Annotated in this window: 23 protein-coding genes and 3 pseudogenes; 16 read left to right on the top strand and 10 right to left on the bottom strand. The window is 34.8% G+C overall.

What is annotated here, in order from left to right:
• Nucleotides 1-167 precede the first annotated feature (167 nt).
• On the top strand, nt 168-1,250 hold the full coding sequence (locus AACH21_RS03750; RefSeq protein WP_077188585.1) for a Fic family protein: 1,083 nt from the start codon (nt 168-170) through the stop codon (nt 1,248-1,250).
• A 209-nt stretch (nt 1,251-1,459) separates the two neighbouring features.
• Nucleotides 1,460-2,542 carry an efflux RND transporter periplasmic adaptor subunit gene (locus AACH21_RS03745; protein ID WP_236514883.1) on the top strand — a complete coding sequence of 361 codons (1,083 nt, stop codon included), beginning with the start codon at nt 1,460-1,462 and terminating at the stop codon, nt 2,540-2,542.
• Nucleotides 2,543-2,642: 100 nt separating this feature from the next.
• On the opposite strand, the gene AACH21_RS03740 is transcribed toward AACH21_RS03745, so the two are convergent.
• The 4 genes from AACH21_RS03740 to AACH21_RS03725 all read right to left on the bottom strand — a co-directional run bounded on the left by AACH21_RS03740 (nt 2,643) and on the right by AACH21_RS03725 (nt 4,908).
• Entirely contained in the window at nt 2,643-2,807 is a 165-nt protein-coding gene (locus AACH21_RS03740) for an IS3 family transposase (protein ID WP_010082072.1), read from the bottom strand.
• A complete protein-coding gene (locus tag AACH21_RS03735; RefSeq protein WP_338482220.1) occupies nt 2,800-2,988 on the bottom strand; it encodes a DDE-type integrase/transposase/recombinase in 189 nt (62 codons plus the stop codon). Before AACH21_RS03735 ends, AACH21_RS03740 begins: the two co-directional genes overlap by 8 nt.
• Nucleotides 2,985-3,817, bottom strand: a protein-coding gene (locus tag AACH21_RS03730; RefSeq protein WP_338482219.1) for an IS5-like element ISWpi1 family transposase whose coding sequence is annotated in 2 segments (ribosomal slippage) — nt 2,985-3,448 and nt 3,448-3,817 — 834 coding nt in all. Because the reading frame shifts where the segments join, the coding sequence is not laid out codon by codon here. Before AACH21_RS03730 ends, AACH21_RS03735 begins: the two co-directional genes overlap by 4 nt.
• A 125-nt stretch (nt 3,818-3,942) precedes the next feature.
• The gene (locus AACH21_RS03725) at nt 3,943-4,908 is read right to left on the bottom strand and encodes an IS481 family transposase (protein ID WP_338482218.1); all 966 of its coding nucleotides are present in this window, start codon (nt 4,906-4,908) and stop codon (nt 3,943-3,945) included.
• A gap of 48 nt (nt 4,909-4,956) precedes the next feature.
• Here AACH21_RS03725 and AACH21_RS03720 point away from each other — a divergent pair.
• A pseudogene (locus AACH21_RS03720) lies at nt 4,957-5,121 on the top strand (transposase); the annotation flags it as partial.
• A gap of 42 nt (nt 5,122-5,163) precedes the next feature.
• On the opposite strand, the gene AACH21_RS03715 reads toward AACH21_RS03720, so the two are convergent.
• Complete coding sequence (locus AACH21_RS03715; protein WP_077188589.1) at nt 5,164-6,441, bottom strand: adenylosuccinate synthase; 1,278 nt, start codon at nt 6,439-6,441, stop codon at nt 5,164-5,166.
• Between the two features lie 180 nt (nt 6,442-6,621).
• On the opposite strand from AACH21_RS03715, the gene AACH21_RS03710 reads away from it, so the two are divergent.
• A complete protein-coding gene (locus tag AACH21_RS03710; RefSeq protein ID WP_006279635.1) occupies nt 6,622-8,226 on the top strand; it encodes a hypothetical protein in 1,605 nt (534 codons plus the stop codon).
• A gap of 51 nt (nt 8,227-8,277) precedes the next feature.
• Here AACH21_RS03710 and AACH21_RS03705 read toward each other — a convergent pair whose 3' ends face one another.
• Entirely contained in the window at nt 8,278-8,694 is a 417-nt protein-coding gene (locus tag AACH21_RS03705) for a GNAT family N-acetyltransferase (protein WP_006279634.1), read from the bottom strand.
• 8 nt (nt 8,695-8,702) lie between these two features.
• Nucleotides 8,703-9,413, bottom strand: coding sequence for a heme ABC transporter permease CcmC (ccmC, locus tag AACH21_RS03700; RefSeq protein WP_006279633.1), 711 nt, complete (start codon nt 9,411-9,413; stop codon nt 8,703-8,705).
• A 150-nt stretch (nt 9,414-9,563) separates the two neighbouring features.
• Between ccmC and AACH21_RS03695 the strand changes: the two genes are divergently transcribed.
• From AACH21_RS03695 to AACH21_RS07120, 5 genes are all read left to right on the top strand, one after another.
• Nucleotides 9,564-10,394: a pyruvate, water dikinase regulatory protein gene (locus tag AACH21_RS03695; protein WP_236514863.1), complete on the top strand. Its 831-nt coding sequence runs from the start codon at nt 9,564-9,566 to the stop codon at nt 10,392-10,394.
• A 49-nt stretch (nt 10,395-10,443) separates the two neighbouring features.
• Nucleotides 10,444-10,572, top strand: a complete 129-nt coding sequence (ykgO, locus tag AACH21_RS03690) for a type B 50S ribosomal protein L36 (protein WP_006279631.1) — start codon at nt 10,444-10,446, stop codon at nt 10,570-10,572.
• Between the two features lie 49 nt (nt 10,573-10,621).
• On the top strand, nt 10,622-10,936 hold the full coding sequence (locus AACH21_RS03685; RefSeq protein ID WP_006279630.1) for an FtsB family cell division protein: 315 nt from the start codon (nt 10,622-10,624) through the stop codon (nt 10,934-10,936).
• A gap of 79 nt (nt 10,937-11,015) precedes the next feature.
• Nucleotides 11,016-11,300 (top strand): transposase, encoded by a 285-nt coding sequence (locus AACH21_RS03680; RefSeq protein WP_041573518.1) that lies wholly within the window; start codon nt 11,016-11,018, stop codon nt 11,298-11,300.
• Nucleotides 11,301-11,321: 21 nt separating this feature from the next.
• Nucleotides 11,322-11,744, top strand: coding sequence for an IS3 family transposase (locus tag AACH21_RS07120; protein ID WP_182282499.1), 423 nt, complete (start codon nt 11,322-11,324; stop codon nt 11,742-11,744).
• A gap of 31 nt (nt 11,745-11,775) precedes the next feature.
• Here AACH21_RS07120 and AACH21_RS03670 read toward each other — a convergent pair.
• A pseudogene (locus tag AACH21_RS03670) lies at nt 11,776-12,608 on the bottom strand (IS5 family transposase).
• Nucleotides 12,609-12,752: 144 nt separating this feature from the next.
• Here AACH21_RS03670 and AACH21_RS03665 point away from each other — a divergent pair.
• A protein-coding gene (locus AACH21_RS03665; RefSeq protein ID WP_338482216.1) for an IS630 family transposase occupies nt 12,753-13,764 on the top strand; the annotation gives its coding sequence in 2 pieces (ribosomal slippage) (nt 12,753-13,214 and nt 13,216-13,764; 1,011 coding nt in all).
• Between the two features lie 255 nt (nt 13,765-14,019).
• Nucleotides 14,020-15,489, top strand: a complete 1,470-nt coding sequence (gene gatA / locus AACH21_RS03660; protein ID WP_044471200.1) for an Asp-tRNA(Asn)/Glu-tRNA(Gln) amidotransferase subunit GatA — start codon at nt 14,020-14,022, stop codon at nt 15,487-15,489.
• A 180-nt stretch (nt 15,490-15,669) separates the two neighbouring features.
• On the opposite strand, the gene AACH21_RS03655 is transcribed toward gatA, so the two are convergent.
• Nucleotides 15,670-16,263 carry a hypothetical protein gene (locus AACH21_RS03655; RefSeq protein ID WP_231115873.1) on the bottom strand — a complete coding sequence of 198 codons (594 nt, stop codon included), beginning with the start codon at nt 16,261-16,263 and terminating at the stop codon, nt 15,670-15,672.
• Nucleotides 16,264-16,348: 85 nt separating this feature from the next.
• Between AACH21_RS03655 and AACH21_RS03650 the strand changes: the two genes are divergently transcribed.
• The 3 genes from AACH21_RS03650 to AACH21_RS03640 all read left to right on the top strand — a co-directional run bounded on the left by AACH21_RS03650 (nt 16,349) and on the right by AACH21_RS03640 (nt 18,004).
• The gene (locus AACH21_RS03650) at nt 16,349-16,633 is read left to right on the top strand and encodes a transposase (protein WP_038198869.1); all 285 of its coding nucleotides are present in this window, start codon (nt 16,349-16,351) and stop codon (nt 16,631-16,633) included.
• Nucleotides 16,634-16,654: 21 nt separating this feature from the next.
• Nucleotides 16,655-16,948 (top strand): IS3 family transposase, encoded by a 294-nt coding sequence (locus tag AACH21_RS03645; protein ID WP_338482813.1) that lies wholly within the window; start codon nt 16,655-16,657, stop codon nt 16,946-16,948.
• A 44-nt stretch (nt 16,949-16,992) separates the two neighbouring features.
• Nucleotides 16,993-18,004, top strand: a protein-coding gene (locus AACH21_RS03640) for an IS630 family transposase (RefSeq protein WP_338482214.1) whose coding sequence is annotated in 2 segments (ribosomal slippage) — nt 16,993-17,454 and nt 17,456-18,004 — 1,011 coding nt in all. Because the reading frame shifts where the segments join, the coding sequence is not laid out codon by codon here.
• Between the two features lie 36 nt (nt 18,005-18,040).
• On the opposite strand, the pseudogene AACH21_RS03635 reads toward AACH21_RS03640, so the two are convergent.
• Nucleotides 18,041-18,873, bottom strand: a pseudogene (locus AACH21_RS03635) (IS5 family transposase).
• Between the two features lie 41 nt (nt 18,874-18,914).
• Between AACH21_RS03635 and AACH21_RS03630 the strand changes: the two are divergent.
• Complete coding sequence (locus AACH21_RS03630) at nt 18,915-19,574, top strand: transposase (protein WP_338482212.1); 660 nt, start codon at nt 18,915-18,917, stop codon at nt 19,572-19,574.
• A gap of 75 nt (nt 19,575-19,649) precedes the next feature.
• On the top strand, nt 19,650-21,023 hold the full coding sequence (gene lpdA / locus AACH21_RS03625) for a dihydrolipoyl dehydrogenase (protein WP_077188576.1): 1,374 nt from the start codon (nt 19,650-19,652) through the stop codon (nt 21,021-21,023).

Below are 21,023 nucleotides of genomic sequence, written 5' to 3'. Positions count from 1 at the left end.
CTAATTAAGCCTTCCTCTAACAGCTTTGCCCTGTAGTTTTTGATATGGTTAGGATCACTTAAAAATGTATAATTTTTGTAGTTAGCTCTGCTATGCATATAAAGCTTACTATTGACTTTTATCACATTATCTCACATTATCTCACATAATATGCATGTGAGAAGAATATGAACTGGAAGAATTTTCGTTTTAGTACACGTCTCAACCTAGAAGGGCCTGTAATTGAGCAAGTGTACGAGTTAATTACTGCAGTTGATAGTGTTAAAAATAGCTGGCAGGTAACGAAAAAACTACTACCACAAACAATTGAAAGATTAACTCATTCAGTTATTGTTACATCTTCTGGCGCTTCTAACCGTATTGAAGGAAATCGTCTAACCGATAAAGAAGTTGAGGATCTATATAAAAACCTACGTGTCAAAAAATTTAAAAATAGAGATGAGCAAGAAATTGCTGGCTACTTAGAAATGCTTAAACTAATATTTCATGATTATACGGATATTCCAATTAGTGAGTCATCAATATTGCACATTAACAACCAGATGCTACTTTATAGTGAAAAAGATTTGTATCATAGAGGAAAATACAAAGCAAGTTCTAATAGAGTTGAGGCAAAAGATCAGAATGGAAAAGTTGTTGGTATAATTTTTGATCCCACACCACCTTACCTTGTTAGAAAGGAAGTACAAGAGCTTATTGATTGGTATCACTGGTCCTTAAATAATAAATTTAAGCATCCTCTTATTATTATTGCTAACTTTGTTTTTGAGTATCTGGCAATACACCCTTTTCAAGATGGGAATGGCAGAACTAGTAGATTGATGACTAATTTAATGCTGTTGCAGCAGGGTTATGATTTTGTATCTATTGTATCACATGAAAAGATAATTGAAACTAACAAACTTGATTACTATTTAGCGCTTAATAAAACACAAAGTAGCTGGAAAAGTGGCAAAGAAGATATTTCCCCATGGTTAATATTTTTTCTTAATGTGCTCAAAACGCAAGCAAATGAGGCGCATTATATTCTTGAGAGGGAGAATACTGAATATTTATTATCAAGAAAACAATTATTCTTCTGGGAGTGGGCACTTAGCCTTGCAGATAAAGAATTTAGTAGAAAAGATGCTATAGAAGCTCTAGGATTTCCTCCAAGAACAGTAGAGGCAATTACAAAGAAACTGCTAGGGATGAAATACTTACAGCGTCTTGGAGAAGGCAAAGCCACTAGATATAAAGTTATTATTTAAAAGTTTTAGTATGTTTTTCGAGATTTTTTTAAATCCAGTTTTATGCACAACTTTATTTGCAATTTTACATTTTTATTCGATTCAAAATTGCATTTTTGCAATAGAAAACTTACTTATTGTAGGAAAATCTTGTGTTTGTTCTCATATAAAATTATTTATGGAGTGACAATGGTGCATGTATTATACTTACATTTCTGATTCGAAAATTTATGCAGTTGTTTCTAACAAAATTAGTTAACAAATTCTATTGTTTAAAGATGAGAAATAAAGTAATCATCATTTCCAGTATTGCTTTTATTCTACTGTTTTTTATCAGCAGTGCATTTTTAAAAAAAGATCAGGCGGTTCATAGTGATAATGCAACTAGTAACTTTTCAGTAAAAACTCAAGAATGTGCGCCGCAAAACCGCACTATATATTTAAATTTTTCTGGTACAGTAAATCCCTTACATAGAGCTAGCCTTGTCTCAAAAATAAGTGGTAAGATTATTGCTATTTATTTACCTGATGGTGAAAAGGTAAAAAGAGATGATGTAGTGTTAAAGATAGAAGATTATGACAGGATTGAGCAAGCTCAGAAAGCCAAAGCTTTATTAAAGCAGCGTGAAATTGAGTATGATTCCTCTCACAAACTGAATAAAAAAGGCTATGGGGCACAAATACAAGTAGAAGCAGCTTTTACTGCGTTACAAAGTGCAAAAGCTGACCTAAAAAGGCTAGAATTGGATTTAGAAAATACTGCAGTCACATCTCCTATAGATGGTTATATTGATAAAATCAATGCAAACGAAGGGGATTTTGTTAATGCTGGGCAAAAAATAGCTGACGTGGTTAATTTCGATCAAATTCTTGTAGTGTTATACGTTTCGGAAAATGAAGTAAATAAAATAGAGCTAGGCAGCACAGCTCAAATTAATTTGCTGGACGGAAAAGAATTGGCAGGTGAAGTAAGTTTTATTAGTAAAATTGCTGAGCCTAAAACTGGGTCTTACAGGGTAGAAGTAAAGGTAACTAATAATAAAATGATATCCTTGCAGGGACTAACTGCCAACGTAAGGCTACCTTCAGGCGAAAGATTTGCATATAAAGTTCCTTCTTCAGCCCTGAGCTTAAGTGACGAAGGTGCTCTTGGAATAAAGATTGTTGATGATAATAATTATGTAGTATTTGCACCAATAGAAATTGTTGATCATGAGAGCGATGGGGTTTGGATAGTAGCAAATAACGAAGGTAAACCCATAAAGTTAATAGTATTGGGCCACCTATTTGTTAAGCCTGGTGATAAGGTTTAAGACACAAGATCCTTTGACCTTACCCAGAAAAAGTGGAGAGAAAGTGTGGAATGTTTTTTACAAAAAGAATGATGCATCAAATTGTTCTGGAATGCAATAGTTAATAGTGACGTTGTTTGTTATAAAAAATTTCTATGTATTCAAATATTGCAGTTCTAGTTTGTTGAGCAGAGTGTTGTGAAGTATCAATAAGTATTTCTCTTTTCAATGAGCTAAAGAAGCTTTCTGCAACAGAATTGTCGTAACAACAGCCTTTATTACTCATCTATATTCTTTACAGCTAAGAGATATTGATACCCTTGCGCAGTATATTGTGAACCTTGGTCACTGTGCAGCAGTAGATTTTTAACAGGTTTACGCCTATTAATGGCCATTAATAAAGAGTTCATAACCAATTGTTTATTTATTGCACTACTCAGAGGTTGTCCGGAAACAAGTAAATTCAAGCATATTCCCTCTTTAACATAACCCTACTCATAGCTAGGTATATGAAATTCTCAGTGGATGTTGTGAGTAAATCATACTCCTTCGATAGCCTTCTATTCCTATTAACCCAAGCAAAAGTCCTTTCTACAACCCATCTTCTTGGCTGTACTTTAAACCCTTGTTCTCTTGTTGGTAGTAGCTCAGGTGGCGTATCTTTGTGCACCCAAAATCTACATGGAGGCCTTGTAACAATTTCAATATCTATGTCATATTCTTCCTTTGTGTGATTCTTTAAATTTCTTCCTTGGTATCCCATGTCAGCCCACATTTTTTTAACTTTAGTATATTTTGTTCTCATATTGTTTAATGCTATTTTAATACCATCTCTATCATTTTCGTTAGCAGCGCCTACGTAACAACCTAGTATAAAACCCTGAGTGTCTGTAATTATATGCCTTTTTCTACCCTTTACTTTTTTACTTCCATCATAGCCTTTGATCCCCCCTTTTCTGTAGTCTTTACAGATTGACTATCTACTATACAGGCACTCGGCTGCTCATTCCTTCCTATTTTTCTTCTACTATATTTTGTAATTTCATAATTCATTTTCTCAAAAATTCCCTGCTTCTTCCATTGCCTGAACTGCTCATACACAGTCTTCCATAGCGGAAAATCATTTGGTAAATACCGCCATTGACACCCTGTACGCAATACATAGAAAATTGCTTCTAATATTTCTCTTTTGCTATACTTTGGCGGCCTTCCTCCTTTCTTGTATGATACTCTGAAGTGTTTTTCTATTCTTGCCCATTCCCTTTCGCTTAGATCTGTTGGATACTTTTTTCTCATCTTTACCCCGTACTAAAATTTCAGATATTATAGCCTTTTACTTGTTTCCGGACAACCTCTTACTACATGTTTATACTGCTGTCTTGCATAATAGACTATTCGAAGTTACACAAGTATTTTTTTTATTAGATAAGAGTTAGTAAGATGTATGGTCCCAGAGTGTGATGGTGTGGATTTAGTATAAATAATTCTGGAGACTGTGTCCACTGATAACATATAAATTCATAAGGAGTAAGACCCTTAAGAGTTTTGAGTCTCTTTGCATAATTATAAGCCATAACAAAGTTATAAAGGTGTTCTTTAAGTTGCTGGTGCGATTGATAGTAATACTTCTTAACTGTAGCATCCTTTAAAGTTTTATTCATACGCTCGACTTGCCCATTCGTCCAAGGATGGCTAACTTTTGTCAAACGATGTTCAATAACATTCTCTTCGCAAACTCTATCAAATATATGTTGGAAAGCATACTTATGACGCTTCTGGTTTGTAAATTGTATACCGTTATCTGTCAAAATAGTATGGATTTTATACGGTAAAATTCTAATCAAATTACGTAAGAACTCAGCAGCTATGGGTTTTGTAGCACTGTTACACAACTCAACATAGGTAAATTTGGATGTCCTATCAATAGCAACAAACAAATGTAATTTGCCCTCCTCAGTTCTAACTTCAGCAATATCAATATGAAAGTAACCGATAGGATATTGTTTGAATTTCTTTTTTGACTTAACTTCTCCATCAACAGTTGGTAATCTGCTAATGTTGTGTCTTTGTAAACAACGATGCAAGCTAGAGCGAGTCAAATGCGGAATTGTAGACTGCAGAGCGTAAAGGCAATCATCTAGTGGCAGTAGTGTATACTTGCGAAATGTAACTATTATAGCTTCCTCTTCTAGCGTTAAAACAGTTGATCTTGGATGCTTTGGACCCATATCAGCATCTTTCGTAAATGAACGTTTTCTCCACTTAATAATAGTTTTTGGATTAAGGTTATAATGCTTGGAGAGTTTTGCTATGCTCTCTTTTCTATTTTGTATTGCTCTACGAATCGTCTGTGTTGTTTTGGCGCACCCATGTAATATCTGTCCCATAATGACTCCTTAAATGATGATGATAGTATACCATCACTCTCTGGGACCATACAGTTTAAAGTACAGCCAAGAAGATGGGTTGTAGAAAGGACTTTTGCTTGGGTTAATAGGAATAGAAGGCTATCGAAGGAGTATGATTTACTCACAACATCCACTGAGAATTTCATATACCTAGCTATGAGTAGGGTTATGTTAAAGAGGGAATATGCTTGAATTTACTAGTTTCCGGACAACCTCTAAGATACAAAGACGTTTTCAGAAATCTTTAAGCTTAATAACATCCTCTCTCTTTGGACTAGTTGAAATTAGATGAATTGGTACACCTATTAATTTTTCTAACCTGTCTATATATTTTATTAAATTGATAGGCAATGCTTTAATTGACCTTTTACCTTGAGTGTTTTCTTTCCAGCCAGGAAACTCTTCATATATTGGCTCTAATTCCCCTTGTATTGAATGCGATGCGGGTAAATAATCATACATTTTTCCGCTATACTTGTAACCAGTGCATATTTTAATTGTATCAAAAGAATTAAGCACATCTAATTTGGTTAATACAATGCTTGAAACTCCAGAGAGTTGTACGGCCTGGCGCACTAAAACTGCATCGAACCATCCGCAACGCCTTCTTCTATTGCTCACTGTTCCAAGTTCCTTGCCTATAGTAAACAAGCTATCTCCTACTTCATTTTTCTGCTCAGTAGGAAATGGGCCATTGCCCACTCTTGTTGTATAAGCTTTTACCACACCAATAATGTAAGCATTGGAGGATAACCCTGAGCCTGTTATTGCTTGCGATGCTACAGTATTACTTGAAGTAACAAAAGGGTAAGTTCCGTGGTCGATATCTAAAAATGCGCCTTGGGCACCTTCAAATATTATTTTCTTACCTTCTTTCATCAAGTCATTTAATATCTTCCACACAGGTTTTTTATATGAAAGAATTTTTTCTGAAATCTCTTGAATTTCCTTTAATATTTCTTCTTTTTTAACCACCTGGTAGTTAAGGCCTTTCCTGATAGCATTGTGGTAATTCAAAAGAGTATCCACTCTTTTATTGAGCTCATCTGCGTTTTCTAAGTCACAAAGGCGTATAGCTCTCCTTCCAACTTTATCTTCATAACATGGCCCTATCCCTTTGTTTGTTGTACCAATTTTGTGATTTCCATTTAAATCTTCAAATAGCTTTTCCTTGTCCTTATGTATGCTAAGTATTAATGGACAGCTCTCGGATACCATCAAGTTGTTATAGTTTACGTCTACTCCTTTAACTTTCAATGACTCTATTTCTGAGATTAGAGCGTGTGGATCAAGAGCAACGCCATTTCCTATGATAGATATTTTGCCTGGCCTCAAAACAGCAGAGGGCAGTAAATTTAATTTATAAACCTCATCATCTACTACTATAGTGTGCCCTGCATTATTTCCTCCCTGAAATCTCACAACTACATCTGCATTCTCAGAAAGATAATCTACTATTTTACCCTTGCCTTCGTCACCCCATTGCAGACCAACAATTACAATGTTATTCATCATTATTTTCTAGATTAATACATAAATATTAATGCAGTACGCTACAAATGGAAAGAGAAATCTACGCCTTTCCTACACCTCTTAAATAAAGAAATATACTGTCGATTTTCTTAATATATTACCAAATTATTCATCATTATATGATATAACTTACAGCATATTTGCAGTAAGGTGTTATTTATGAAAGAGACAAAAGGAAAAAATAATAAGAGTCCAGTAGTTAGATTAAAGGCCACAGCTAAAGAGTTCAATTTTAGTAAATTAAGAGCAGATCAAGATAATAAATTAGCGAATTCCGGTGAAACAATGTTCTTAGATTTTCAAAGGATGAATTTTATTATTAACGGAAAAGAAATAGATAAAAATCTTATTATTGCATTTAAGGAAGGAGCTAAGCACCGCAGAAGCGAACTTTTTAATAGTGATGATATATATAATGACGAAATATTTAACAAAAAAGGAACAAGAGAAATAGATACGGATCGTGGCAAAGCTTTTGTTGCTTCAGTACTCGAAGATATTGAGAAAGAGCTTGTAAGTGACGCATTGGGTGAGCTGTGGAAAAATCACTGCGAAGATCCCAAAACTACTGATCATCAAAAAACTGATTCATATAAGAAAGAATTTGAAGAATTTTACAATGCTGGCCAAAGGTATATCCATCTATTACCAACAGAGAAAGATGAAAACAAGGATTACCGTTCCTTTGCAAAAGAAGTTTTCAAAAAAATGTTCAGATACGCTGGGGCAGAAGTTCCAAGTGATGCTATTTTAGAAGAGCTAGTTACCAATTGTAATCAAGCAGGGTATGAGGCTGCTCCATTTATACAAACCCAACTTGCACTTGGACAGTCGTTCATAGTAGAAAATCCTAAAAAAGTAATAAACATTGATTGTGCTAACCAAAATAATGTGAGAATTAGATCTGATATGAGGCTACCAATACTCTCTGTTAAAAATCAAGTTATGCATGGCGATAAGATATGTAATCTGTCTAGTTCATTGGAATTTACAATTGAATCTCACAATGGTGAAGACTTTGTAACATACAGAGATGGTAAATTGTCACTTACTATTCCTAAAGAGTTAAAAAATTATAAAGATAATGGCAAGAGCTTGTTTGACATTATTAAAGAATATTTTCAGAAATTCTGTGCAAAATTAGGATTTAAACCTGAGACAAAAATACAAATAGAGCATGGCTTCGGTGCTCAAAGTAACTATTTAGATGGTACAATATCAACCACAGGATCAGATGCAAATGAAGAATTTATCAATCTTTTAAGCGAAAATCTCAGAGAGAGGTTATTGGGGTCAGGAGTTGCTCTAGAAGATGAAGATGTTGATGATATTGTTGAAGTCAGAGTATCTACCGTTATAGATCTATTGAGTGATTATGCTAAATTGGAAGATAATAAAGAACACAGAGAGTTATTAATAAGTAAAGTAGCAGATAATTTAGGACTTTCCACTCAAGATAAAACAGCACCAGAAGTATTGATGGAATTAGGCTCTTTACCTTCTTTGATAAAAGGTCAGGTTAATCATAATCAAGTGCAGTCTGTTGTAAATACTTTTATTAAGTTAATTATTGAAGGGAAAAGCGAAGTATACAAAAAAGGAGGTGCGATTAATGCAATTGATGCAATTCATAAGGAGATAGATAAGGCAATTGTTGAGCAAGAAAAAAAAGCAACCAACAAACAAGATATAGAAAATGATAAATGGACAGATAGAATCAAAAAACAGAATTATTCTGCGGAATCACATGAACATTTACCTTAAAGATATTAGTAGGCTCTTTAAATATTTTAGAGTTCATGGTTACAACGGTTGCTATTTTACAGTGCATCTCACAACACTTTCTTCAAAAATATACATGTTAACATACCCTGGACGTACAAGATCACACTTATACCCAAGCTTTTCATAAAATACTTTCGCTTTTTGAAAATTCATGGTTGCAACGGTTGCTATTTTACAGTGCATCTCACGACCATAATCATGAACTTCTTCCATTAGCTGCTTTCCCATACCTTTTCTTCTATAATCAGAATGTACCCAAAGCAAGTCAGTGTAAATTGAACCATAGATAACAAAACCGCTACAACCTGCAATAATTTGTTCAGTATCATCGCGAATAAAAAAAGCAAATGGGTTACACGTACCTTTATCAACGGTTTCTTCATTAATCTTTTTGAGTAGGAATTCAATGTCTTTGCTACTTGGTGATGTGGTGTGTTCTATTTTCATCTCTCGGCCTAATACCGCATACTGATTTCTCTCTTTATCTTATACAAATTAATTAAGTAAAGTGAATACAGTATCCACACTACTAAAAAAAATGTGGCACAAAACATAAACATTGCAACCAGTGGCAACAGCAGGGAACTTTCTATTGCTATTCCACCTTTTCTCAAAATGCTTGCTGGCTGATGGAGAGTGGACCATAAATTCACGGAAAATTTTACTATAGGAATATTTATAGCACTAAAGATGGCAAATACTGCTGCTGATTTTTCTGCCCTCGCTTCATTATCAAAAGCGCTCCACAATGAAAGGTAGCCAACATATAGGAAAAGTAAAATCAGCATTGAAGTAAGCCTTGCATCCCATACCCACCAAGTGCCCCAGGTTCCTTTTCCCCAGATGCTGCCTGTGATTAAGCATATTGCCGAAAAGATTGTCCCTGCAGGAGCAGCAGCATGTGCCAAGACACTAGCAATGCTATTGTTCCATACCAATGAAATGAAACTGAGTGATGCAATTAATCCATATATTCCAAGAGCAAGCCATGCAGAAGGCACATGAATGTACATGATTCGTACAATTTCTCCTTGTTTATAATCTTCTGGAGAGAAGAATAACGCCAAAGACATTCCAATTAAAAAACATGCGAAACAAATAACCCCAAGCCAAGGTAGAGCTTTCTTAGAAAAATAAGAGAAATTTGTAGGCTTTAATAAAAACATTCGTTTTGAGAATAATTGTGTTAAGAATTTACCAATTAGTTTGAGTTTTATCAACAGGATAGTTTTTCTATATTTACGTAGGTCAACAAATTAGCATAATTTCAGTAGCAGATTGCTAGCCATTATTTTTAGTATAACACTATATAAAACATGACCATTAAAAAGCTTAATCTACACTTAGTATCAGATTCAAGTGGTGAAACTGTTATATCAGTTGCAAAATCAGCTCTGAAACACTTTCGTTCTATAGAAACGATCGAATATGTTTGGTCTTTTGTGAAAAAAGAGGAGCAGATTGACAAAATTCTGGAGGAAATTAATAGGAAAAGTGATGAGCATAATTTTGTTATATGCACTATTACTGATGATGAGCTAAGAAAATATTTAAAAGATAACTGTATAAAGTTGAAAATTCCCTATAGAGCAATATTATCACATATTATTAGAGAAATTTCGTCCTATCTTAAAATTGAAAAAGACGAAAAGCTTGACTTGCATACTGAGATAAATAACGAATATTTTCAGCGCATTGAGGCAATAAACTACACTATTAATCATGATGATGGACAAAATATTCAAGATATTGATAAAGCAGATATAATTTTGGTTGGAGTTTCACGTACATCAAAATCTCCCACCAGTACGTATTTAGCTTACCGAGGCTATAAAGTTGCAAATATTCCTTTTGTTAGTGGAGTACCCTTTTATGTTGACTTGGCAAAATTAAAAAATAAACTAACGATAGGGGTAACAATAGACGTAAGTAGGCTAATAGAAATACGCAAAAATAGACTTACTTCAATTAACAACGAAGATAATAATATATATGCTAACCCTGAGAAAGTAGAAAAGGAAATTAAAGAAGCAGAGGAGCTCTTTAAACAGAATAACTGGCCAATTATCGATGTCACGCAAAAGTCGATCGAAGAAGTATCAGCAACAATTATACAATATTTTAATAAAATGTTATCAATTGACTAACTCTTGATAAGTGATTATAATGTAAAGTAATTTAATTCTTACTATAGATATGAAAGTCAAAGGGTCGCTAAAATCTCATCGTAACAGAGATAAAAATTGTAAAGTTGTGAAAAGGGGTGGTAAGATTTACATTATAAATAAGGTAAAGCCAAGGTGTAAAGCGCGTCAAGGTTCTTAGCTTTTTGTTCACCTTTTCATGTTATATATTTTTTATATGTGAAAGTACGGTGCTTATATCTAAAAAGAAGCAAAAATTACTGTGTTTAAGCGTAACCTTACTCATTTCTTCTCTTACATTATATTTCAGCATTAGCACAATTACAGGTAAACGTGGCTTATTGACGTTAATCGATTTAAAAAAAGAAATCGAGTACAATGAACTTTTGCTAAAGGATGTCTCTTCTGAAAAGGAAAAGTTGGACAACAAAGTATTTGGCTTATATGAAAAAAGCTTAGATTTAGATCTGCTTGATGAGCAAGCAAAAAATGCTTTAGGTTATGTGAACCCTAATGAACTTATGGTTGTTCTTGACGTGGAATAGCAGTAGTGACCTTACCCAGAAAAAGTGGAGAGAAAGAAAAGAGTTTTTTTGGGTAAAATAAAATTTTGGAGGATTAGAAATGGTAAGAGAATATACAGCAGAATTCAAATTGGAAGCTGTTAAACTGGCAAATGAACAAAGAAAGGTAGGTCAACCAGTTGCAAAAGTAGCAAGAGATCTAGGAATAAGGGATAGTGTATTAGGAAAATGGATGAAGAAATATAACGAAAAAAAGTCAGCGGCAAATGCATTTCCAGATGTAGCACCTTATGACAAAGAGAGATTTGATTTACAGAAAGAGTTAGCAAAAGTAACAAGAGAAAGAGACATTTTAAAAAAAGCCCTGGCCAGTCAAAAAGAGTAAAATATTTTTTTATAAAAGAGCATAGTAACTGCTATAAAGTACAGGAATTATGTAGGATTTTCTGCTAGTGGCTACTATAAGTGGACCACAAGAAAAATAAGCAGTAGAGAATCAGCAAATAAAGAGCTACTCGAAGCCATTCAAAAAATATATCAAGTTTCTAAATGTAGATATGGAGCTCCTAAAATTCATGCTGAATTGAAGGCTTTGGGTAAAAGTTGCAATTTGAAAACGGTGCAAAGTATTATGCAGAAAAATGACATCAGGGCTATACTGAGAAGAAAGTTTAAAATTAAAAAACAACAAACAGATAATAGAGCTGTAGCTCCCAATATACTAGATCAAAACTTTATTGTTGATCAACCAAATAAAGTATGGGATTACTTACATCAAAACCAAGGAGGGATGGCTATATTTGGCAGCAATAATTCTCACGTATGGTAGTTAATGAGAGGTTGTCCGGAAACAAGTAAATTCAAGCATATTCCCTCTTTAACATAACCCTACTCATAGCTAGGTATATGAAATTCTCAGTGGATGTTGTGAGTAAATCATACTCCTTCGATAGCCTTCTATTCCTATTAACCCAAGCAAAAGTCCTTTCTACAACCCATCTTCTTGGCTGTACTTTAAACCCTTGTTCTCTTGTTGGTAGTAGCTCAGGTGGCGTATCTTTGTGCACCCAAAATCTACATGGAGGCCTTGTAACAATTTCAATATCTATGTCATATTCTTCCTTTATGTGATTCTTTAAATTTCTTCCTTGGTATCCCATGTCAGCCCACATTTTTTTAACTTTAGTATATTTTGTTCTCATATTGTTTAATGCTATTTTAATACCATCTCTATCATTTTCGTTAGCAGCGCCTACGTAACAACCTAGTATAAAACCCTGAGTGTCTGTAATTATATGCCTTTTTCTACCCTTTACTTTTTTACTTCCATCATAGCCTTTGATCCCCCCTTTTCTGTAGTCTTTACAGATTGACTATCTACTATACAGGCACTCGGCTGCTCATTCCTTCCTATTTTTCTTCTACTATATTTTGTAATTTCATAATTCATTTTCTCAAAAATTCCCTGCTTCTTCCATTGCCTGAACTGCTCATACACAGTCTTCCATAGCGGAAAATCATTTGGTAAATACCGCCATTGACACCCTGTACGCAATACATAGAAAATTGCTTCTAATATTTCTCTTTTGCTATACTTTGGCGGCCTTCCTCCTTTCTTGTATGATACTCTGAAGTGTTTTTCTATTCTTGCCCATTCCCTTTCGCTTAGATCTGTTGGATACTTTTTTCTCATCTTTACCCCGTACTAAAATTTCAGATATTATAGCCTTTTACTTGTTTCCGGACAACCTCTAATACCAATTCCCATTACAGGGCAAACAGATGGACAATGATGGAAGAAAAGCCATACTGAAGTAAGTAAAATAGCGAGGTTTAAATGGCATTAAGATCAAAATTATTGGATGAAAAAGTAGTAGAATCAGCAAAAGAAATGCTGAAGAAAGTAAGGAATAATGCATATGTTTCAAAAAAACTAAATGCTGTAATTGCAGCAAAAAAGTACAGTATAACGGCTGTAGCAAAAATATATTGCATTTCAAGAAGCGCACTAACTTCGTGGGTAAAACTCTTGAAAATTGGCAGAGAAGAAAAACTGTTTGCTCCTTCACAACGTCGTAGAAAAACTAAATTAAATCAGGCTCAACTACAGCAAATTGAAGAGTGGATAGAAGAAAATCCTAATATCACCATTAAAGAAATGAGAATAAGAATCCAGGAAAAGTTCGGATTAAATATCAGCAAATCTACAGTACACCGCCATATGCAAAAGATGAAATTCTCATATATTACACCAAGACCAGTTCATAATGGACAAGATAAAAGCAAACAAGAGGAATTCAAAAAAAAATCTCAATGGAGCTATTAGCAAGTATCCAGAAAAAGAGCTATTTTTCTTTGATGAATCACGGTTTGGCACACATTCAAAAGTTGGACATGTGTGGTTTAAAAAGGGGATTAGAACACAGGTTAAAACAAAATTAGGTAGGCAAAATTTCTATCTCTATAGTGCAGTTAATCCTAGAAATGGAGAGAGTTCTAGCTTATTTGCACCAAATGTCAACACTGATTGCATGAACATATTTCTTGAGCAAATTTCGCAATATCTAGAAACACGAGAGGCTTTTCTCGTTATGGACTGTGCTAGTTGGCATAGGTCAAAAAATTTAAAGGTACCTAAAAATATCGACATTATATACCTACCTCCATACTCACCTGAGCTAAATCCTGTTGAGAGGCTTTGGTTATATATAAAACAGAACATTTTGCGCAATAAAATATACGATACAATTGCTCTACTTGAGGGTGCTTTGTGCAAATTTATTACTTCTCTTGCCAGCTCCACAACTAAACAACTCTGCAATGTTTCCTATTTGACTGGACAACAATGAGAATTGGTATTATTATAGTCTTTTGACCTTTGACCTTTTTAAGATACAATCCGGATTGGATACTGAGTTGGTGAGTATAAAAGTATAGCTTCTACGTCATACCGCTGCGGTATCTCTTAGCCGCTAACAAGTAGCGGGATGACGATTGTCGGTGAATCTAAGTTACCTTAGCTACATTTCTAGCTGTAACTATAAATGTATGGATTTTTTATCGTGCCATGTTATAATTAACGTCTTGCTAAAAATTAAATATTGATGAATGAACTAAGAAAGTTAAGTATTACACAAATGCATGACGGGCTCAAAAAAAAGAGTTTTTCTGCCGTTGAACTCGTAGAGGCGCACATCAGTGCGGTTGAAAATGAGAAATTAAATGCATTTATAACAAAAACCCCAGAGATAGCAATGAAAGCTGCTAAAGCTGCAGATGAACATTTCTCTAGGCAAAAGGATGATTTAATCTCGCCGCTCATGGGTGTACCAGTTGGCATCAAAGATCTATTCTGTACAAAAGGAATAAAAACAACAGCATGCTCAAAAATGCTGGAAAATTTCGTTCCGACTTACGAATCTACGGTGTCTGACTTGCTTTTAAAAAGTGGAGCAGCCATGCTCGGTAAGCTTAATATGGATGAATTTGCTATGGGTTCTGCGAACACAAATAGCTATTTTGGCCCTGTTGAAAATGTGTGGATTAGAAAAAGCGATGGGGAAAAAGTTGTTCCTGGTGGATCATCTGGTGGATCTGCAGCATCGGTTGCTGGATTTTTATGCGCTGGAGCGTTAGGGAGCGACACCGGTGGATCTGTACGCCAACCAGCAGCTTATTGTGGAGTAGTTGGAATAAAGCCAACTTATGGAAGATGCTCGCGTTTTGGTATGATTGCATTTGCGAGTTCTCTGGATCAAGCAGGAGTCATTACTCGTTCTGTCTCTGATTCAGCATTAATGCTGGAAGCAATTTGTGGCTATGATACAAAAGATTCAATATCGAGCGAAAAGCCAGTGCCTAAATTTTCTAGCTTTATAAATGGTGATGTCAAGGGTAAGTGTATTGGTATACCAAAAGAATATAGGATGGATGGAATTTCAGAGGAAATAGTTCATAATTGGGAAAGAGTTGCTTCCTATTTAAAAGAAAATGGCGCTGAAGTTGTTGACATTACTCTGCCACATACTAAATATGCAATACCAGTCTATTATTTAATCTGTTCTGCTGAAACTTCATCCAATCTTGCTCGTTACGATGGTGTGCGTTATGGATTAAGGGTTGATGCTGATACCCTTGAAGAAATGTATTCACTAACAAGAGCAGAAGGTTTTGGTAAAGAGGTGAAAAGAAGAATTTTAATTGGCGCTTATGCGCTTTCTTCAGGTCATTATAATGAATATTACGAAAAAGCGCAGTGCATTAGGGCATTAATCAGAAATGATTTTATAAAAGCGTTTGAAAAAATAGATTACATACTTGTGCCATCTGCTCCAACAGAAGCTTTTGGCTTAAATGAAAAGCCAGATCCGCTAATTATGTGCATCAATGATGTGTTTACTGTGCCGGCAAGTCTGGCAGGATTGCCTGCTATTTCTGTTCCTGTTGGGCTCTCCAATGAGGGTTTACCACTTGCCTTGCAAGTGATTGGAAATTATTATGATGAAGCTGGAATATTAAATGTGGCAAGTGTGATAGAGCAAAATTGCGGCAGAATAATTAGACCTCTTGCATAATCTATTTTTTGATAGTAATTTTTGCATTAAAATTTGCTTACGCTCCTCAACGTACTCTATGGTTCCATTTTTAGATGAATAGCAAAAACAGGGTATATTAATCTGTTTACAAAATTTTCGTGTAACAGTTCACACTTAATTAAACAGACTGAATTCTGTAATTTTGGGATGTTGAAAAATTTACCTCACGTTGTCATTCCAGCGCATAACGCTGAAATCCAGATTTATAGAAACGAAAAAACTTGCTTGACACATTTTGCCAACCCCCTTATTACGATGTGTAGTACAATGATACAAATTAAGAATTCCCCCATCCTGTGCTGGTTCTTCGATCTGAAATCCTACTTCTACCTGATCACAACCAATGTTAATTTGTCCTATTAATGCTTTAATAATGCCGCGCTTAGTTTGCCAATCTAGCTGTTCCAGGTTCGATTTTACACTAGAATAAAAATTCTTTATGCTATTTATAATAAGACTTATTCCTTTTTCTACTGCCTTCTGATCAACTACCTTTTTTTTCTCTTCTTCTATCCCTTGTAAGCGTTCTTTCATTTTTCTCATTGTCTGTTTAAATTCTTCCTCGCTTATATATCCTTTCTCTCCTGCATTTTCTTGACTATAATAATCTTCCATTAATTTTTCGATACCTTCTTTTATTTGATTTTCTCTTCTTGCAAACTTTTTCTCTGATGATTCATCATTTTTATTTTCTAATACTCTACGTTGGTATTCCTTTTTTATCATCTCTGGGTTTTTTAGTACATCTTTCACCTTTTCCCATACTGACCTTACCCAGAAAAAGTGGAGAGAAAGAAAGGAGTTTTTTCGGGTAAAATAAAATTTTGGAGGATTAGAAATGGCAAGAGAATATACGGCAGAATTCAAATTGGAAGCTGTTAAGCTGGCAAATGAACAAAGAAAGGTAGGTCAACCAGTTGCAAAAGTAGCAAGAGATCTAGGAATAAGGGATAGTGTATTAGGAAAATGGATGAAGAAATATAACGAAAAAAAGTCAGCGGCAAATGCATTTCCAGATGTAGCACCTTATGACAAAGAGAGATTTGATTTACAGAAAGAGTTAGCAAAAGTAACAAGAGAAAGAGACATTTTAAAAAAAGCCCTGGCCAGTCAAAAAGAGTAAAATATTTTTTCATAAAAGAGCATAGTAAACACTATAAAGTGCAGGAATTATGTAGGGTTTTCTGCTAGTGGCTACTATAAGTGGACTACAAGGAAAATAAGCAGTAGAGAATCAGCAAATAAAGAGTTATTAGCAGATATTCAAAAAATATATCAAGCTTCTAAATGTAGATATGGAGCTCCTAAAATTCATGCTGAATTAAAGGCTTTGGGTAAAAGTTGCAACTTAAAAACAGTGCAAAGTATTATGCAGAAAAATGACATCAGGGCTATACTGATACCAATTCCCATTACAGGGCAAACAGATGGACAATGATGGAAGAAAAGCCATACTGAAGTAAGTAAAATAGCGAGGTTTAAATGGCATTAAGATCAAAATTATTGGATGAAAAAGTAGTAGAATCAGCAAAAGAAATGCTGAAGAAAGTAAGGAATAATGCATATGTTTCAAAAAAACTAAATGCTGTAATTGCAGCAAAAAAGTACAGTATAACGGCTGTAGCAAAAATATATTGCATTTCAAGAAGCGCACTAACTTCGTGGGTAAAACTCTTGAAAATTGGCAGAGAAGAAAAACTGTTTGCTCCTTCACAACGTCGTAGAAAAACTAAATTAAATCAGGCTCAACTACAGCAAATTGAAGAGTGGATAGAAGAAAATCCTAATATCACCATTAAAGAAATGAGAATAAGAATCCAGGAAAAGTTCGGATTAAATATCAGCAAATCTACAGTACACCGCCATATGCAAAAGATGAAATTCTCATATATTACACCAAGACCAGTTCATAATGGACAAGATAAAAGCAAACAAGAGGAATTCAAAAAAAAATCTCAATGGAGCTATTAGCAAGTATCCAGAAAAAGAGCTATTTTTCTTTGATGAATCACGGTTTGGCACACATTCAAAAGTTGGACATGTGTGGTTTAAAAAGGGGATTAGAACACAGGTTAAAACAAAATTAGGTAGGCAAAATTTCTATCTCTATAGTGCAGTTAATCCTAGAAATGGAGAGAGTTCTAGCTTATTTGCACCAAATGTCAACACTGATTGCATGAACATATTTCTTGAGCAAATTTCGCAATATCTAGAAACACGAGAGGCTTTTCTCGTTATGGACTGTGCTAGTTGGCATAGGTCAAAAAATTTAAAGGTACCTAAAAATATCGACATTATATACCTACCTCCATACTCACCTGAGCTAAATCCTGTTGAGAGGCTTTGGTTATATATAAAACAGAACATTTTGCGCAATAAAATATACGATACAATTGCTCTACTTGAGGGTGCTTTGTGCAAATTTATTACTTCTCTTGCCAGCTCCACAATTAAACAACTCTGCAATGTTTCCTATTTGACTGGACAACAATGAGAATTGGTATTAGAGGTTGTCCGGAAACAAGTAAATTCAAGCATATTCCCTCTTTAACATAACCCTACTCATAGCTAGGTATATGAAATTCTCAGTGGATGTTGTGAGTAAATCATACTCCTTCGATAGCCTTCTATTCCTATTAACCCAAGCAAAAGTCCTTTCTACAACCCATCTTCTTGGCTGTACTTTAAACCCTTGTTCTCTTGTTGGTAGTAGCTCAGGTGGCGTATCTTTGTGCACCCAAAATCTACATGGAGGCCTTGTAACAATTTCAATATCTATGTCATATTCTTCCTTTATGTGATTCTTTAAATTTCTTCCTTGGTATCCCATGTCAGCCCACATTTTTTTAACTTTAGTATATTTTGTTCTCATATTGTTTAATGCTATTTTAATACCATCTCTATCATTTTCGTTAGCAGCGCCTACGTAACAACCTAGTATAAAACCCTGAGTGTCTGTAATTATATGCCTTTTTCTACCCTTTACTTTTTTACTTCCATCATAGCCTTTGATCCCCCCTTTTCTGTAGTCTTTACAGATTGACTATCTACTATACAGGCACTCGGCTGCTCATTCCTTCCTATTTTTCTTCTACTATATTTTGTAATTTCATAATTCATTTTCTCAAAAATTCCCTGCTTCTTCCATTGCCTGAACTGCTCATACACAGTCTTCCATAGCGGAAAATCATTTGGTAAATACCGCCATTGACACCCTGTACGCAATACATAGAAAATTGCTTCTAATATTTCTCTTTTGCTATACTTTGGCGGCCTTCCTCCTTTCTTGTATGATACTCTGAAGTGTTTTTCTATTCTTGCCCATTCCCTTTCGCTTAGATCTGTTGGATACTTTTTTCTCATCTTTACCCCGTACTAAAATTTCAGATATTATAGCCTTTTACTTGTTTCCGGACAACCTCTTAGATGCTAAATTACTGGAAAAATACGCTGAATTTGTCAGTAAAGACGGTGAAGTAAAAGGATGTATAATTTCACAAAAGCAAGAGGAATTAAAGGAGCTGGGGGCAGTTGAGCGTAATTTAAATGATGCAATTCATGCAAACAAGTGTCGCCTGCAAAGTGCGACGGGAAAAGCTAGAGAATACATAGAAAGACAGATAGGGTTTGCTGAAAAACAATTGAAAGAAATTAGGCAAGACATAGAAGACGCAATAGCTGAATTGAAAGGAAAAAATGAGCTTTTAATCAGCTATAAAGGTATTGGATCAAAGACGGCGAGCGTTCTACTGACAGAGGTGCCTGAGCTTGGTAGATTAGAGAATAGAGAAATTGCATGCTTAGTTGGAGTTGCACCTAAAACTAGTGAAAGTGGAAGAAAAGTTGGCAAAGCTCAAATCAAAGGAGGCAGGTTTTATGCAAGGAAAGCACTATACATGTCAGCTCTTGTTGCTATGCGCCACAACAGAAAAATGAAAGCGTTTTATCAGCGTTTGGTTGATTCTGGCAAAGCTGCTAAGGTTGCATTAGTTGCTGTCATGAGAAAAATTATCGTTTGTTTAAATGCCATGATAAAAAATAACAACTTTTATCTTGACTCTTAAGACGGTAGATGACAGACCATTGATTGTATGGGTTCCATCTGTTATATATAATCTTTTTGAATACGAAGAAAACTGATGAATGAGTATGATATTACGGTTATAGGTAGCGGTCCTGGTGGTTATATAGCGGCAATTAGGGCGGCACAGCTTGGGTTTAAAACTGCAATTGTGGAAAAAGAAAAAAATTTAGGCGGTATATGCTTAAATTGGGGATGTATACCAACAAAATCACTGCTTAGAGCATCTGAGGTTTATAGGCTAATAAAAAGATCAAAAGAGTTTGGTATAGAAGTAAAGGGAGCGAATTTTGATATACAATCAATAGTGAAATACTCAAGAAACGTTGTTGATAAATTGTCAAGCGGTGTTGCATATTTGATGAAAAAAAATAATATCAAAGTTCATCAAGGTTTTGGTAAACTTGCAGGCAATGGTACTATAAAAGTTGCTGGCGATAAGGAAGAACAAGAAATTGTTTCCAAGCATATCATTTTAGCAACAGGCGTGAGGGCACGGAATCTGCCTGGAATAGAGGCAGATGGAGATTTAATATGGAATGCGCAGCATGCTATGATGCCGGGCAAATTACCAAAATCACTACTAATTATAGGGTCTGGTGCAATTGGAATAGAATTTGCAAGTTTTTATAGTACTTTGGGGGTTGATGTAACAATCATAGAGATAAAGAGCACTATTTTGCCGCTGGAGGATAAAGACATTTCAGATTTAGCACAAGAAATATTCACAAAACAGGGGATAAAAATATATACAAATAGTAGCGTAAAAGCTTTGACTAAAAATAAAGACTCTGCTCAAGTGCTACTAAGTAGTGGTGAGAGCAAAGAATTTGATAGGGTGATTGTTGCGGTTGGCATTCAGGCAAATACTGAAAATATAGGTTTAGAAAATACAAAAATTAAATTAAGCCCTTCTGGTTTTATTGAAATAAATGAATGGTATGAAACTAGTGAATCAAATGTGTATGCAATAGGTGATGTAGCTGGCCCACCATGTTTAGCACATAAAGCGAGCCATGAAGCCGTGATCTGCATTGAAAAGATTGCTGGTAAAGGTACTCATGCGTTAAAAAAAGAGTGCATACCAAATTGCACTTATTCTCATCCACAAATAGCGAGCATCGGCCTTACTGAGGAACAGGCAATAAAAGGTGGGTATGATATAAAAATAGGAAAATTTCATTCTAACTTTAATGGTAAGTCTGTTGCACTCAGTGAAACTGAAGGGTTAGTGAAAACGATTATAGATAAAAAAACCGGAGAAATTCTGGGTAGCCACATGATAGGTGCAGAAGTAACGGAGTTAATTAGCAATTTTGCTCTTGCAAAGCAACTAGAAGGAACAGACTTCGACATAAAATCTACGATTTTTCCTCATCCAACCATTTCAGAGATGATACATGAATCAGTGCTTGCTGCAGATGTTAAATAG

Source organism: Wolbachia endosymbiont (group A) of Ophion costatus, from assembly GCF_963969245.1.
Classification (GTDB): Bacteria; Pseudomonadota; Alphaproteobacteria; order Rickettsiales; family Anaplasmataceae; genus Wolbachia; species Wolbachia pipientis.
Note: the sequence above shows the minus strand (reverse complement) of the source record. Positions and strands in the feature narration are given on the sequence as shown.